The following is a 14,938-nucleotide window of genomic DNA, read 5'->3' on the forward strand; positions in this document are numbered from 1 at the left end:
ATGCGGTGGCCGGGTTACGCGGTCGGGGGTGAGTGGCTGGGCCGCGCGGGCGGGGATGGATGGCCGGGCGGGGGACGGGCGCGGTGGCTGGGTCTCGTGGACGGATGCGGTGGCTGGGTCTCGCGGACGGGTGCGGTGGCCGGGTTACGCGGTCGGGGGTGAGTGGCTGCCGCCCGGGCGGGGATGGATGGCTGGGCCGGGGGGACAGCGCCGATGGCCGGGCGGAGGACGGGCGCGGTGGCTGGGTCACGTGGAGATGGATGGGCCCGGGACAGGGCCGGTGGCCGGGCGGAGGAGGGCGCGGTGGCTGGGTCACGTGGATGGATGCGGTGGCCGGGTTGCGCGGACGGGGGTGAGTGGCTGGGCCGCGCGGGCGGGGATGGATGGCTGGGCCGGGGACGGGCGCGGTGGCTGGGTCACGTGGAGATGGATGGGCCCGGGACAGGGCCGATGGCCGGGCGGAGGACGGGCGCGGTGGCTGGGTCACGTGGATGGATGCGGTGGCCGGGTTGCGCGGACGGGGGTGAGTGGCCGCCGCCCGGGCGGGGACGGATGGCTGGGCCGGGCGGACGGGGATGGACGGCTGAGCCCCGGACAGGGCCGGTGGCCGGGTCCGACGGGCGCGGTGGCGCGGCCACGCGTACGGGGGTGAGTGGCTGGGGCGGGCGGACGCGGATGGACGGCTGAGCCGCGGACGGGGTTGGGCGGCGGAGGCGGGTGGTCGAGGTCGGGCGGGGCGGGTTCCGGCCGACCCGGCCGTTACGCGGGTCCCGGGCCTTCCAGCCCGAGTTCGCGCGCCAGGGCCTCGTCCACCCACTCCTGGGCCCGGGACCTGGGTACCGCGCCCGCGTAGGACGTGAGTTGGACGGCCAGGCCGTCCAGGAGGGCCGTGAGGCGCAGAGCCGTGGCCTGCGGGTCCGGGCAGCGGAACTCGCCCGCGGCCACGCCTTCGGCGATCACCTCCGTGAGCGCCGCCTTCCAGCGCCGGTCGAGGTCGCGGGTGAGCTCCTGGAGCGCCGGTTCGCGCAAGGCCACCGCCCAGCCCTCGATCCACAGCCGCCACCCCTTGGCCTGGCCCGTCGGGGCGTACCAGCGCACGGCGGACCGGAGCCGGCGCAGGGCGCTGGTGCGGCGGCCGAGGAGCTTGCGCAGATGGGCCAGGTCGTCCTCGGCGGCGTAGGTGAACGCGGCGGCGACCAGCTTCTCCTTCGTGGAGAAGTGATAGAGCACCAGGGCGTTGCTCACCCCGAGCGCCGAGGCCACGTCGGCGATCCTGACGGCCGCCACGCCCCGCGCCTCGATCTGCTCGATGGCCGCCCGCAGCAACTCCTCGCGCCGCTCGGCCACTGTCAACCGCACTCTCGCCACGGGATCACCCTAATCCGTCCCGCGTGGGCCACCGCCCGGCGAGCCAGGTCAGCGGTACTGGCCGAACCGCTCCGCGATCACCGGCAACCGGTCGGCGGCCAGTGCGTGGGCGGCGGCGCGCGGCGAGGTGCCGTCCGTCTCCGCGCGCGCCAGCAACTGCTCGACCAGGGCGCGCATGGAACGTCGTAGGTGTGCGAAGGCCTCGTCCGCGTCCGCGCCGATGTCGCCGAACAGGGTCCACCACCACCAGGCGTTCGTCCCGGAGTTGACCACCACGTCCGGCAGGACGGTCACCCCGCGCGCGGCCAGCAGCGCCTCCGCCGCGGGCAGGACGGGCATGTTGGCCGCCTCGACGATCCAACGGGCCCGGATACGCTCCTGGTTGCCGGTGTCGATCGCGTACGAGACCGCCGCGGGCACCAGTACCTCCGCGTCGAGCGACAGCCAGGCGTCACCGGGCAGTTCGCGGTCGGCGGGGCGCAGGGCGGAGCGGTCCACGGTGCCGTGGGTGTCCCGGGCGGCCAGCAGTGCCTCGACGTCGAGTCCCGCCGGGTTGAAGACCGTGCCCTTGATGTCGGCGACGGCCACGACCGTGAGTCCCGCGCGCGTGAGGAAGCGGGCCGTGGCCCCGCCCATCGTGCCGAGTCCCTGGACGGCCACGCGCGTGCCCGCGTACGGCACCCCGGCCGCGTCCAGGGCGGCGAGCGCCGACTCCGCCACCCCGCAGCCGCCCGCGAGCTCGTCGAGTCCGATCCCGTCCACCTCGACGGCGAACGCGTCCGCGAGCCGCCGCCGGGCCGCGGCCTCGTCGTCCAGCAGCGGATAGACCGCCTGGATCGAGGAGACCAGACCGGCCTCCACGACCGCCCGGTCCACCAGGTCCTGGCTGAGACCGAGGTCCTCGCCGGTCGTCCAGAAGTTCTCGATGTACGGCCGCACGGCGCGCAGGTAGCGCACGAGCAGACCGTACGCCTCCGGGTCCCGGGGGTCGCAGTCGATGCCGCCCTTCGCCCCGCCCAGCGGGACGTACCGTGCCGCGGGGTCGTAGTGCAGGGCCTCCTTCATGGTCATGCCGCGGGCGAGGCCGGTGACCTCGTCCAGTGTGCAGCCGGGGCGCATCCGCAGGCCGCCGCTGGCGACACCGCGCACGAGCCGGTCGACGACCAGGAAGCCCTGGCGGCCGGTGACGTGGTCGGTCCAGGTGAGCGACAGCAAGGGGGTGGTCACGCGGGCTCCGGTGCGGTCGGTGGCTACTGAATGGGGGGTCAGTATTGGCACCCGGGTGCACCCTGTCAACGTGATCCGCTCCGGCTGCGTCCTTCCCCGTGTGACCGGACAGACGCCGGCGCTGTCAGCGGGGCGGACCATAATGGATGCCTCAGCGACTCCACCTGGAGGTACCGTGACCGGCTTCCGTCCCCTGAGCTCCGGGCTCCGCGCGTTGCAGCCCGCGGCCTTCGGTGCGGACCCGAGCGGTGAGCGCATGGCGCGTATCCGCAGATCCCCTCACTTCAAGGACGGTGTCTTCCAGAACCCCGACGGAGACGTGCGGATCCGGCCCGAAGGGCTGATGGAGTTCGCCAAGGTCTTCTTCGACCGGGACAGCCGGTCCCGCCGGGTCCCCGAAGGCCGGATCCCGGTACATGCCACGACGCTCGCCGACCTGTCCAAGCCGCCCGCCACCGGGCTGCGACTGACCTGGATGGGACACGCCAGCGTGCTCGCCGAGATCGACGGGCGGCGAGTGCTGTTCGATCCCGTATGGGGTGAGCGGTGCTCCCCGTTCCCCTTCGCCGGGCCCAAGCGGCTGCACCCCGTGCCGCTGCCGCTCGCCGCGCTCGGGCCGGTCGACGTGGTCGTCATCTCCCACGACCACTACGACCACCTGGACATGCCCACGATCAAGGCACTGGCCGGGACGGACACCGTCTTCGCCGTGCCGCTCGGGGTGGGGGCCCACCTCGAGCACTGGGGTGTGTCCGCGGACCGGCTGCGTGAGCTGGACTGGCACGAGTCGACGCAGGTCGCCGGGCTGACGCTGACGGCCACCCCGGCGCGGCACTTCTGCGGACGGGGGCTGCGGAACACCCAGCACACGCTGTGGGCGTCCTGGGTCGTCGCCGGCGGGGAGCACCGGATCTTCCACAGCGGAGACACCGGGTACTTCGAGGGGTTCAAGGACATCGGCGCGGCCTTCGGGCCCTTCGACGCCACGATGATCCAGCTCGGCGCCTACTCGGAATTCTGGCCCGACATCCACATGACGCCCGAGGAGGCCGTGCGGTCCCATCTGGACCTGCAGGGCGGGGACGCTGCGGAGGGGGTGCTGCTGCCGATCCACTGGGGTTCATTCAATCTCGCGCAGCATCCTTGGGTGGAGCCCGCGGAGCAGACGATGCTGCTCTCTCACAAGGCGGGGATCGCCATGGCGTCGCCGCGACCGGGAGAGCCGTTCGAGCCGGGGGCGGTGCCGGTGGTCGATCCCTGGTGGCGGGGCGTGGCGAAGGCTCCGGTCGGGGGCTGGGCCGTGCTGCCGACGGTTGCGGACGAGCCGGGGGTCGTGGTCGAGGGCTGAGTGGGGGGCCGGTCCCGCAGTTCCATGGGCCCCTGGGTGGGTGGGGCCGGGGGGGGGGAGTCCTGACAGGCAGGCGATCAGGGATCGCCTGCCTGTTCCCGTTGGTACGCGGATGCCTCTTTTCGTGATGGGTCTCGACACGCTCAGTGACAATGCGGAAGGCTCGGGCCAAGGCTCCGGAGGGGTGCCGGTGGGTCTGCCGTACGCCGAGCGCGGGTCGGCGTGGTGATCCGGCGCCGTGTGTCACCCGAGCCTCGGCGGTCGCGCCTGACCGCTTCTGACCAGGGATGATCGGTATTCACTCATCCGGGTGGGCTCCGTCTGTCGATGTGTCGGTCTGCTGTGCGAGGGCTCATACCAGAGCGGGACGCTCCGCGGAGGAGTTTGTCAACTGCCGCTCGCACATGATGCGTTGGCGACTACTGTGAGTGTCCGCCGGGCGACGAGGGGTTGAAGTCTTCGGTCTCTCGACCGGTACGTCATGACGCATGCCCACGGCGCACAGCCGAGGCGCGGGGAGGAGGGAGGCGACGCGCCGGTGACCGACGACCATGCCGCCGCGCGAGCCGCCCGGCAACCCGCCCCGAAACCCGTAGGGACACGTGCCGGAGCCCGCCGATACGGGCCGGCCGGCCCGGGGCCCTCCGGCCAACAGGACCGACGGACCACTACAAGGACACCGATGTCTCACCTCCGCGCACCGGCCGCACGCGCAGACCGCCGTGAGGGCGGGCGGCACGGGCGGCCGGTCGCCCGCCCCGCCCCCTCGCTGCCTGAGACGCACATACGGCCGCAACTGCTGCGACTGGCCGTGCTCCCGCCGATCGCGGTCGCCCTCAGCGGCTGCGCGGCCGTCCTGTTCACCGTCCGTTCCACCGGGGCACAGCCCGGCCTCATCCTGTGGGGTGTGCTGGCCGGGGCGGTCTCGGTGACCCTGGCGGGCATCCTCATCGCCGCCGTGGCGGCCGACCGTGCCGCCAAGGCGGTGAGCGATCGCGTCGGCGCCCTGCGCCGCAGCAGCGCGCGCCGCGAGGCCGACCTGCGGACCCTGGTCGAGGGGCTGCGCCGTGGCGAGGTCCCTCCGGGGCTCAGCCCGCGCAGCGGACCGCCCGACGACGCCGACGACTTCGACCTGCTCGCCGCCGACCTCGCCCGTGCCCACGACGGGGCCGTCACCGCCGTCGTCCAGGCCGCCCAGCTCTCCAGCCAGGCCGGCAGCGAACAGAAACTGGAGGTCTTCGTCAACCTCGCGCGGCGGCTTCAGTCGCTGGTGCACCGCGAGATCTCGATCCTCGACGAGCTGGAGAACGAGATCGAGGACCCCGACCTGCTCAAGGGGCTCTTCCACGTCGACCACCTCGCCACCCGGATCCGCCGGCACGCCGAGAACCTCGCCGTCCTCGGCGGTGCCGTCTCGCGCCGCCAGTGGAGCAACCCCGTCTCGATGACCGAGGTGCTGCGCTCGGCCATCGCGGAGGTCGAGCAGTACTCGCGGGTCAAACTGGTGCCACCGATCGACGGAACCCTGCGGGGCCACGCCGTCGCCGACGTCATCCACCTGCTGGCCGAACTGGTCGAGAACGCCACGGTGTTCTCCGCACCGCACACCCAAGTGCTGCTGCGCGCCAACCTCGTGACCTCCGGGCTCGCCGTCGAGGTGGAGGACCGGGGGCTCGGCATGCCGGTCGCCGAACAGCACCGGATGAACGCCCTGTTGGCGGACCCGGACCAGGTCAACGTCGCGAGTCTGCTGGCGGACGGGCGCATCGGGCTCTTCGTGGTCTCGCAGCTCGCGAAGCGGCACGGCATCCACGTCCGGCTCCAGACCAACATCTACGGCGGCGTCCAGGCCGTCCTCGTGGTGCCGCAGGCCCTGCTGGGCTCGGCGCCGGGGGCGGTCGGTGCGCAGCCGCCGGAAGCCGCGGTGACGGGCGGGGGCGCGGGGGCCGCCGTATCCCCGGCGGGCCCGGGCAACCCACCGCCGGGCCACGAGCCGCGCCACCGGGGAGCGCCCGCGGAGCCACGGCCCGGGGCCGACCCGCAGCGGCGAACGTCGCGGGGCACGGAGCCCGGTCTCAACGGCAGTGCGGCGCCGAGGGACAAGAACGGCGCGGCGGTTTCGCAGGGCGCCCGGCACGTACGGAACGGTCTTGGGCCGGGACAGAACGGCAATGGCCGCGCGCCGGATGACACGGGCCGTGCGCCGGGTGGCGGCGGTGGCAGCGGCATTCCCGACGGCGAGGGAACGGTGACCGACCGGCAGCCCGCTGTGGGAGGCGGGCCGAACGGCGGGGGAGCGCCGACCGGGCGTCCCGCGCCGTTGCCGGTCCGTGGGGCCGGTGTCTCCCGGCCCACCCCCGCCGAGGCCGTGCCCGGGATCAGGCCCGACGACCGGCGACTGGTCGCCGAGCACGCGGCCGCGCCGCCCACCCCACGCACCGGGACCGTGCGCGGCACCATGGGCAAGCCCCAACTGCCCCGGCGCCGCGCCCAGGAGCACATCGCACCCCAGCTCCGCGGCGGCCCGGCGCCACGGCAGGACACCGAGCACGTGGCCGGCCACGACCCCGGACTCATGGCGGCCTTCCAGCGCGGGATCAGCCTCGCCGAGGCCCAGCAGAACCTGGAGCCGGAGCACAGCGAACCGACCACACCGTTGCCGGGGCCGCGCAGGGAGTCCGGCCACATGGACCCGGCCCACCTGAATCACCCGGACACGGCCGCAGCGGGCCGTGCGCACATGGACACCGCCCACACCGGAACGGCCACGACCGACCCCGCCGCCATCGACGTAACCCCCATGGAGCGGCCCCGCATATCCGAGGCGTACGGCCTCGATCACGACCGCACCACCCCCCGGCACGACGGGAGCGCACCCGCCGGATGACCATCCCCGCGTTCAACCCACCCCCCAGCGCTCCCGCAGACCTTCGTACCTCAAGGAGTCGATCCACCATGGCGAGCGAAGCGCCGACCGGCCATGTATCCGACCTCGACTGGCTGATGAGCGGCCTCGTGCAGCGTGTGCCGCACACCAGCAGCGCGGTCCTGCTGTCCTGCGACGGTCTCGTGAAGTCGGTCCACGGGCTCGACGGGGACAGCGCCGACCACATGGCGGCCCTGGCCTCCGGCCTCTACTCCCTCGGCCGCAGCGCGGGCGTCCGCTTCGGCGACGGCGGAGAAGTCCGCCAGGTCGTCGTCGAGCTCGACTCGACGCTGCTGTTCGTGACCACCGCCGGTTCCGGCACCTGTCTCGCCGTGCTGGCGGGACGCGAGGCCGACGCCGCCGTGCTCGGCTACGAGATGGCGATGCTCGTCAAGAGCGTCCGCCCCTACCTGGTGACCGCGCCCCGGCAGCACGCCGTCGAATCCACGGCGATGAGGCCTTGAGCGTGGCGGCGGCCGGCGACGGGCCCTGGCTCGACGACGCGGCCGGGCGGCTGGTGCGGCCCTTCACGGTCAGCAACGGCCGCACCCGGCCGTCCATCACGTTCGACCTGCTGTCGCACGTGATGGCCACCGGTGCCACCCCCATCGGCTACCTCGGCCCGGAGCACGCGCAGGCGCTCGACCTGTGCCGCGCGCCGGTCTCGGTCGCCGAGGTCGCCGCCCATCTCAAGCTGCCGGCGGTGGTCACCAAGGTGCTGCTGTCCGACCTCGTGGACTGCGGGGCGCTGACCACCAAGCCCCCCGAGTTCACCCACAACCCGACTGACCGGGCTCTTCTGGAGGCAGTGCTCGATGGACTACGACGACAACTCTGACCCGTTCCCCACCGCACTCAAGATCCTTGTGGCGGGCGGGTTCGGAGTCGGCAAGACGACCTTCGTGGGCGCGGTCAGCGAGATCGCCCCCCTCAGCACGGAGGAACTGCTCACCACGGTCAGCGCCGCCACCGACAGTCTCGACGGCATCGAGAACAAGGTCGAGACGACGGTGGCCATGGACTTCGGCCGCATCACCCTCGATCCGGAACACGTCCTGTACCTGTTCGGCACGCCGGGGCAGGAGCGGTTCTGGTTCATGTGGGACGAGCTCTCCGAGGGGGCGCTCGGAGCGGTGATCCTCGCCGACACCCGCCGACTGGAGGACTGCTTCGCGGCCGTGGACTTCTTCGAGCAGCGCGGCCTCGGATTCATCGTCGCGATCAACGAGTTCGACGGAGGCTACCGCTACGACCCCGAGGAGGTCCGCGCCGCCATCGACCTTCCCCCGGAGATCCCGATCGTGCGCTGCGACGCCCGGATCTCCAGTTCCGGTGTACAGACCCTGCTCACCCTCGTACGGCATCTCATCGCCCACAGCCCGGCGCCCGCGCCGAGCCACGGCGCCCACATGTGATCCCCGCATACACCTCCACGGAGCCGCATATGACCGACGTCTACAGCGACGGCCGCCCATGAGCTATGACCCACCACGCCCGGCCGGTCGTCTGCTGCTCACGCCGGAGGACAAGGAGGCCCCGGACCGCGCCAGACGGCTTCGCCAGCTGGGCCTCGGGGACTATCCGGAGCCCGCACTGGACGCCTTCGCCGAGCGGCTCGCCGAGCGCGCGGGGGCGCCGTACGGCATGGTCAACTTCCTCGGCGAGCACCGGCAGTTCTTCGCCGGTCTCAGGATTCCCGCGGCCCGGCCTCCGGTGGACGGCGCCGAGGCCAAGCCGGAAGTGGGCCGTTATATGGCGCGCGACCATGGGTTCTGCCCCCATGTGGTCGTCCGCCGCAAAGCGCTGGTTCTGGAGGATGTGCGCGACTACCCGCGGTTCGCGGGCAATCCGGTGGTCGACGAGTACGGCATCCGCTCCTATCTGGGCGCACCGCTCATCGACTCCACGGGGATGGTGCTGGGCACGGTGTGCGTGGTGGACGTGGAGCCGCGGATCTGGGGGAAGGCAGGCCTGGAGACCATCAAGTCGTCGGCGGCGGAACTGGTCGCGCGGCTGGAGCGACGGCAGGCCGACGGGCTCCCGGTGCTGTGACGGGCGAGACGGCGAAAGCGAGGGGACCCTCGCGCTCGCCGTCGCCGACGAGCACGGGACGTGCCGACGGCAGGACTCGACTGCCGTACCCCGCTGGGTGACAGCGCTGCCTAGTAACCGCGCCAGACGTTGTCGAACGCGGCGTTCTCGATGACCTTGCGCTGGCGTACGGCCTCCAGCTCCATCACCGCGTCCCCGACGGCGGCGAGCACGGTGACCGCCTCGTCGGGGAGTTCGTCGGTCGGTTCGTCGCCGATCCCGGCGGCGGACGCCAGGGCGGCGAGGACGGGTTCGCCCGCCGCCCGGCGCTCCTCGGCCTCCCGGCGGGCAGGCGAGTCGACCAGTTCCGTCCGTCCCGTCCGCAGCGGGATCCGGCGGCCCCGGGAACGGGTCGTCACCCCGGTCCGCTCCATGTCGTCGACGTAGGCCGCGGACAGCCCGCGGCCCCGGCGCCACAGCCAGTCCTCGACCGACTCGTACGGTTCCTGGCGTACGACAGCCTCGGCCGCCTCGTCCAACAGGCGGTCACCCGTGGGGGATTGAGCCTGGGGGAGGATGCGGTCGCCGTCCAGGACGAGGGCGCGGGCGTCGAGGAGGTCGAGCAGCTCGGCCCCCGCGAGCGCGAGCGAGAGATCGCCCTGCTCCACCGGCTTGTCGGCGGCCCTGTCGAGGGCGACGATCGCGAGGTCCCGGGCGGTGGTCATCAGCGGCTCCACATCAGTCGGCCGTACGGCGGTCAATGCTCGGGGCGGCCGCGGCGGGCCGGGCGTCCCAGGACGATTCTCGCTGCTGCCCGGGCACCGTGTGGTCATCTACGAGCATGTGGTGCGTTTGACGGCGTCGCCGTCGGCGTGGAGCGGTGGCCAGGTGTGAAGCGGAGCTGTGGCACCGCTTAAGAAATCCTCGATGGACCAGGACGGTGCCGTACGGCAGATTGCTGGACGTTTCCACCCCTCGCACCCACAGGAGCCGTAGCGTGAAGGCGCTGGTCAAGGAGAAGGCGGAGCCCGGGCTGTGGCTCGCGGACGTGCCGGAGCCCGCCGTCGGACCCGGCGACGTACTGATCAAGGTGCTGCGCACCGGGATCTGCGGCACCGATCTGCACATCCGGTCCTGGGACGGCTGGGCGCAGCAGGCGATCCGGACGCCGCTGGTGCTCGGACACGAGTTCGTCGGCGAGGTCGTGGAGACCGGGCGCGGTGTCACGGAGATCAAGCCCGGCGACCGGGTGAGCGGTGAGGGGCACCTCGTGTGCGGCAAGTGCCGTAACTGCCTGGCCGGGCGGCGGCACCTGTGCCGGGCCACGGTCGGGCTCGGCGTCGGACGGGACGGGGCCTTCGCGGAGTACGTCGCCCTGCCCGCCGCGAATGTGTGGGTGCACCGCGTCCCCGTGGAACTCGACGTGGCCGCGATCTTCGACCCGTTCGGCAACGCCGTGCACACCGCGCTGTCCTTCCCGCTGGTCGGTGAGGACGTGCTGATCACCGGGGCCGGCCCGATCGGGCTGATGGCGGCGGCGGTCGCCCGGCACGCGGGGGCCCGCAACGTCGTCGTCACCGACGTCAGCGAGGAGCGCCTGGAGTTGGCCCGCAAGATCGGGGTGAGCCTGGCGCTGAACGTGTCGGAGGCCGGGATCGCCGACGGACAGCGGGAGTTGGGGCTGCGGGAGGGCTTCGACATCGGCCTGGAGATGTCGGGGCGCCCCGAGGCCCTGCGCGACATGATCGCCAACATGACGCACGGCGGCCGGATCGCGATGCTGGGACTGCCGGCCGCGGAGTTCCCGGTCGACTGGGCCCGGATCGTCACCTCGATGATCACCATCAAGGGCATCTACGGCCGTGAGATGTTCGAGACCTGGTACGCGATGTCGGTCCTCCTGGAGGGCGGCCTCGACCTCGCCCCCGTGATCACCGGCCGGTACGGCTACCGCGACTTCGAGGCGGCGTTCGCCGACGCGGCGAGCGGCCGCGGCGGCAAGGTCATCCTCGACTGGACCAACTGACCTAGGGACTGACGATGTTCGACTCCGTGCGCGACGACCTGCGCGCCACCCTCGACGAGATCCGCGCCGCCGGACTGCACAAGCCCGAGCGGGTGATCGACACCCCGCAGTCGGCGACCGTGAACGTGTCCGCGGGCGGCCGCCCCGGCGAGGTCCTCAACTTCTGCGCCAACAACTACCTCGGCCTTGCCGACCACCCCGAGGTGATCGCCGCCGCCCACGAGGCCCTGGACCGCTGGGGCTACGGCATGGCCTCGGTCCGCTTCATCTGCGGCACCCAGGAGGTCCACAAGGAGCTGGAGGCGCGCCTTTCCACGTTCCTCGGCCAGGAGGACACGATCCTGTACTCCTCCTGCTTCGACGCCAACGGCGGTGTCTTCGAGACCCTCCTCGGCCCCGAGGACGCGGTGATCTCCGACGCCCTGAACCATGCGTCGATCATCGACGGCATCCGGCTGTCGAAGGCCCGCCGCTTCCGCTACGCCAACCGTGATCTCGCCGATCTGGAACGGCAGTTGAAGGAGGCCGCGGGCGCCCGCCGCAGGCTGGTCGTCACCGACGGCGTCTTCTCGATGGACGGCTACGTGGCGCCGTTGAAGGAGATCTGCGACCTCGCCGACCGTTACGACGCCATGGTCATGGTCGACGACTCCCACGCGGTCGGCTTCGTCGGCCCCGGCGGCCGCGGCACCCCCGAGCTGCACGGCGTCATGGACCGCGTCGACATCATCACGGGCACCCTCGGCAAGGCGCTCGGCGGCGCCTCCGGCGGCTACGTCGCCGCCCGCGCCGAGATCGTGGCGCTGCTGCGCCAGCGCTCACGGCCGTACCTCTTCTCGAACACGCTCGCCCCGGTGATCGCCGCGGCCTCCCTCAAGGTCCTCGACCTGCTGGAGTCGGCGGACGACCTGAGGGTGCGGCTGCGCGAGAACACCGCGCTGTTCCGGCGCCGGATGACGGAGGAGGGCTTCGACGTCCTGCCCGGCGACCACGCCATCGCCCCGGTGATGATCGGCGACGCGGCCAAGGCGGCCCGCCTCGCGGAGCTGCTCCTGGAGCGGGGCGTGTACGTGATCGGCTTCTCGTACCCCGTGGTACCGCAGGGGCAGGCGCGCATCCGTGTGCAGCTGTCGGCCGCGCACTCCACGGAGGACGTGAACCGCGCGGTCGACGCCTTCGTCGCGGCCAGGGCCGAGCTGACGGCGTAGCCCGGGCTCACGGCGACGGACATCTTGCGATAATCGATCTCATGATCGAAGCGCGGCGGCTCCACATCCTCCGTGCGGTGGCCGACCACCGCACGGTCACGGCGGCTGCCGCCGCGCTGTATCTCACGCCCTCGGCGGTCTCCCAGCAGCTCACGGCCCTGGAGCAGGAGACCGGACACCGCCTGGTGGAGCGCGGTGCCAAGGGCGTACGGCTGACCCCGGCGGGCGAGATCCTGCTCAGCCACACCAACGCGGTCCTCGCCCAGCTGGAGCGGGCCGAGGCCGAGCTGGCCGCCTACAGCTCGGGCGCCGCCGGCACGGTCACCGTCGCCTCCTTCGCGACCGGTATCGCCCTGGTCGTGGCGCCCGCGGTGGCCCGCCTCGCCTCCACCGCCCCCGGCATCCGCATCCGGGTCCTGGACGCCGAGGGCGACGCCAGCCTGCCGATGGTCCTGGACCGGCAGGTCGACGTGGCGGTCGCGGTGGAGTACCGCGGGGCCCCGCCCGCCGACGACCCCCGTCTGACGCATGTGCCCCTGTACGCCGAGCCCTTCGACGCGGTCGTGCCGGTGAGTCACCGGCTGGCCGACGCGGGGGAGGTGCCGCTGGCGGAGCTCGCCAAGGACCCGTGGATCGGCCCCTACCCGGGCAACCCCTGCCATGACGTCGTGGTCCTCGCCTGCGAGCACGCCGGGTTCCAGCCACGCCTCGAGCACTCCTCGGACGACTTCCGCGCGGTGGTCGCCCTGGCCTCGGCGGACGCGGGGGTGGCGCTGGTGCCGCGCTCGGCACTGATCGGGATGGACCTCGCCGGGGTGGTCGTACGCCCGGTCGACGGGGTGGCCCCGACCCGCCGGGTCTTCGCGGCCGTACGGCGGGGAGCCGAGGAGCACCCCCTGATCCGTCCCGTCCTCGACGCGCTCGCGGCCGTCTCCGAGGGGTAGGGAGGTAAAGGGGCAAGAAGGTAGACGGGCAAGGGGTAGAGGGGTTCTCGTATCTGGGATAGTGTCCCGAATGTGAGACAGGATGACTCCGGACCCGACCCCGTCGACACCCGCCTCGGCGTTCGGCTCGCCGAGCTGCGGGCCGAACGCGGCTGGTCCCTGGGTGAGTTGGCCGACCGCAGCGGGGTGAGCAAGTCCACCCTCTCCCGTGCCGAGCGGGCCGAGATCAGCCCCACCGCCTCGCTGCTGAACCGGCTGTGCGGGGTGTACGGACGGACCATGTCCCAGCTGCTCAGCGAGGTCGAGGCCGAGCCCGCGCCGCTGGTCCGGGGCGCCGACCAGCAGGTGTGGGAGGACCGGGTCTCCGGGTTCGTACGGCGGTCCGTGTCGCCGCCGCACCCCGGGCTGCGCGGTGAACTCGTCGAGGGACGGCTCGCCGCCGGTGCCGACATCGCGTACGACCGGCCGCCCGTGCCCGGCCTGGAGCAGCACATCTGGGTGCTGGAGGGCACACTCGACGTCACCGCGCAGGACGTCGAACACCGCCTCGGCACCGGGGACTGCCTGCGGCTGCGGGTGTGGGGACCGACGCGGTTCCGGTGCGGGGGCCCCGACATGGCGCGGTATGTGCTGGCGGTGGTCCTCCCGTGATCATCACCCGCCTCGACCGGACCCAACTGCCCGAACGCGTCGACAAGTTGGCCGATCTGCTGGTCGACACCGTGGACGGCGGCGCCTCCATCGGCTTCCTCGCTCCCATGGACCGCACGGCGGCCGTCGCCTGGTGGCGGGAGCGAGGGCGCGCCGTGGCCGCGGGACACCTCGCGGTGTGGGCGGCGTACGACGGTCACCGCGTGGTCGGCACCGTCAGCCTGGCCTTCCCCGACAAGCCCAACTCCCGCCACCGTGCCGAGCTGGTCAAGCTGATGGTGCACCGGGACGCGCGCGGTCAGGGTCTCGGGCGCCGGCTCCTCGACACCGCGGAGGAGACCGCCCGCTCGGCCGGCATCACCCTGCTCCACCTGGACACCGAGACCGACAGCCCCGCCGAGCGCCTCTACGGCTCGGCCGGCTGGATCCGTGCCGGGGTCATCCCCGACTACGCGGCCGATCCCGCCGGGGTCCTGCGGCCGACGACCCTGTACTACAAGCGGCTCGGAGAAACCGCTCCGACCAGGTGATTGTCAGTGGCAGCCGCTACGGTGCCTGTCATGCCGGACGCCGAAGACGTACGCCGTATCGCCCTGTCCCTGCCGGACACGACGGAGAAGATCGCCTGGAGCATGCCCACGTTCCGGGTCGCGGACAAGATGTTCGCCACGCTGCCCGAGGACGAGACGTCCATCGCCGTGCGCTGCCCCAAGGAGGAGCGCGACGAGCTGGTGCTGGCCGAGCCGGGGAAGTTCTGGATCGCCGGGCATGAGGCGCAGTTCGCGTGGGTGCGCGCCCGTCTCGCGGCGATCGAGGACGAGGGCGAACTGCGGGACATCCTTGCCGACTCCTGGCGGCAGGCGGCCCCGCCCCGGCTGCTCGACGCGTACCCGGAGCTGGGGCTGCCCAGGGGGTGAGGAAGGCGCCGATGCGCTCCCGCGGCGTTGGGCAACCTCAACCAAACTTGAGGTCAAGCGGAGAAAGGAGTGCGCGACCACCGACCCGAGTGCGGTATGGTTTCTGTGCGCGTTCGGCCAGGGGAAACCCCAGGTCAGACGGCACCGGGACGTGGCGCAGCTTGGTAGCGCACTTGACTGGGGGTCAAGGGGTCGCAGGTTCAAATCCTGTCGTCCCGACGGTGCGAAGGGTCTTCGCAGGCGAGAGCCTGCGGGGGCCCTTTTCGTGTGCGCTGCTGCGGGTGCTCCCACC

General features: G+C 72.5%; 15 protein-coding genes and 1 tRNA gene. 13 read left to right on the top strand and 3 right to left on the bottom strand.

Annotated features, from left to right (window positions below):
* Positions 1-759 precede the first annotated feature (759 nt).
* Both ACFYZ8_RS13705 and ACFYZ8_RS13710 read right to left on the bottom strand, forming a co-directional pair.
* Positions 760-1,368: a TetR/AcrR family transcriptional regulator gene (locus ACFYZ8_RS13705; protein WP_359029908.1), complete on the bottom strand. Its 609-nt coding sequence runs from the start codon at positions 1,366-1,368 to the stop codon at positions 760-762.
* 48 nt (positions 1,369-1,416) lie between these two features.
* The gene (locus tag ACFYZ8_RS13710) at positions 1,417-2,595 is read right to left on the bottom strand and encodes a Glu/Leu/Phe/Val dehydrogenase dimerization domain-containing protein (protein ID WP_359029909.1); all 1,179 of its coding nucleotides are present in this window, start codon (positions 2,593-2,595) and stop codon (positions 1,417-1,419) included.
* A gap of 175 nt (positions 2,596-2,770) precedes the next feature.
* Here ACFYZ8_RS13710 and ACFYZ8_RS13715 point away from each other — a divergent pair, with 175 nt between their 5' ends.
* The 6 genes from ACFYZ8_RS13715 (at position 2,771) to ACFYZ8_RS13740 (ending at position 8,921) form a co-directional block, all read left to right on the top strand.
* The gene (locus tag ACFYZ8_RS13715) at positions 2,771-3,943 is read left to right on the top strand and encodes an MBL fold metallo-hydrolase (protein ID WP_388532392.1); all 1,173 of its coding nucleotides are present in this window, start codon (positions 2,771-2,773) and stop codon (positions 3,941-3,943) included.
* 682 nt (positions 3,944-4,625) lie between these two features.
* Positions 4,626-6,830: a sensor histidine kinase gene (locus ACFYZ8_RS13720; protein ID WP_388532394.1), complete on the top strand. Its 2,205-nt coding sequence runs from the start codon at positions 4,626-4,628 to the stop codon at positions 6,828-6,830.
* A gap of 68 nt (positions 6,831-6,898) precedes the next feature.
* On the top strand, positions 6,899-7,333 hold the full coding sequence (locus ACFYZ8_RS13725) for a roadblock/LC7 domain-containing protein (protein ID WP_351989839.1): 435 nt from the start codon (positions 6,899-6,901) through the stop codon (positions 7,331-7,333).
* 2 nt (positions 7,334-7,335) lie between these two features.
* Entirely contained in the window at positions 7,336-7,707 is a 372-nt protein-coding gene (locus ACFYZ8_RS13730; protein ID WP_123994878.1) for a DUF742 domain-containing protein, read from the top strand.
* Positions 7,685-8,284, top strand: coding sequence for an ATP/GTP-binding protein (locus ACFYZ8_RS13735; RefSeq protein ID WP_123994032.1), 600 nt, complete (start codon positions 7,685-7,687; stop codon positions 8,282-8,284). The genes ACFYZ8_RS13730 and ACFYZ8_RS13735 overlap by 23 nt, the downstream gene beginning before the upstream one ends.
* Positions 8,285-8,342: 58 nt before the next feature.
* Positions 8,343-8,921: a GAF domain-containing protein gene (locus ACFYZ8_RS13740; RefSeq protein WP_359029912.1), complete on the top strand. Its 579-nt coding sequence runs from the start codon at positions 8,343-8,345 to the stop codon at positions 8,919-8,921.
* Positions 8,922-9,031: 110 nt separating this feature from the next.
* Here ACFYZ8_RS13740 and ACFYZ8_RS13745 read toward each other — a convergent pair whose 3' ends face one another.
* Entirely contained in the window at positions 9,032-9,625 is a 594-nt protein-coding gene (locus ACFYZ8_RS13745) for a GPP34 family phosphoprotein (protein WP_359029913.1), read from the bottom strand.
* Between the two features lie 272 nt (positions 9,626-9,897).
* On the opposite strand from ACFYZ8_RS13745, the gene tdh reads away from it, so the two are divergent.
* The 7 genes from tdh (at position 9,898) to ACFYZ8_RS13780 (ending at position 14,865) form a co-directional block, all read left to right on the top strand.
* Complete coding sequence (gene tdh / locus ACFYZ8_RS13750; protein ID WP_359029914.1) at positions 9,898-10,926, top strand: L-threonine 3-dehydrogenase; 1,029 nt, start codon at positions 9,898-9,900, stop codon at positions 10,924-10,926.
* A 14-nt stretch (positions 10,927-10,940) separates the two neighbouring features.
* Positions 10,941-12,134: a glycine C-acetyltransferase gene (locus ACFYZ8_RS13755; RefSeq protein WP_388532397.1), complete on the top strand. Its 1,194-nt coding sequence runs from the start codon at positions 10,941-10,943 to the stop codon at positions 12,132-12,134.
* Between the two features lie 41 nt (positions 12,135-12,175).
* A complete protein-coding gene (locus ACFYZ8_RS13760) occupies positions 12,176-13,078 on the top strand; it encodes a LysR family transcriptional regulator (RefSeq protein ID WP_359029916.1) in 903 nt (300 codons plus the stop codon).
* A 72-nt stretch (positions 13,079-13,150) separates the two neighbouring features.
* Positions 13,151-13,729 (top strand): helix-turn-helix domain-containing protein, encoded by a 579-nt coding sequence (locus ACFYZ8_RS13765; protein WP_388532399.1) that lies wholly within the window; start codon positions 13,151-13,153, stop codon positions 13,727-13,729.
* On the top strand, positions 13,726-14,259 hold the full coding sequence (locus ACFYZ8_RS13770) for a GNAT family N-acetyltransferase (RefSeq protein ID WP_388532401.1): 534 nt from the start codon (positions 13,726-13,728) through the stop codon (positions 14,257-14,259). The genes ACFYZ8_RS13765 and ACFYZ8_RS13770 overlap by 4 nt, the downstream gene beginning before the upstream one ends.
* Positions 14,260-14,289: 30 nt before the next feature.
* The gene (locus tag ACFYZ8_RS13775; protein ID WP_359029919.1) at positions 14,290-14,646 is read left to right on the top strand and encodes an MmcQ/YjbR family DNA-binding protein; all 357 of its coding nucleotides are present in this window, start codon (positions 14,290-14,292) and stop codon (positions 14,644-14,646) included.
* A 145-nt stretch (positions 14,647-14,791) separates the two neighbouring features.
* Positions 14,792-14,865, top strand: a tRNA-Pro gene (locus ACFYZ8_RS13780).
* The last annotated feature ends 73 nt before the right edge of the window (positions 14,866-14,938 follow it).

Source organism: Streptomyces sp. NPDC001668, assembly GCF_042893155.1.
Taxonomy (GTDB): Bacteria; Actinomycetota; Actinomycetes; order Streptomycetales; family Streptomycetaceae; genus Streptomyces.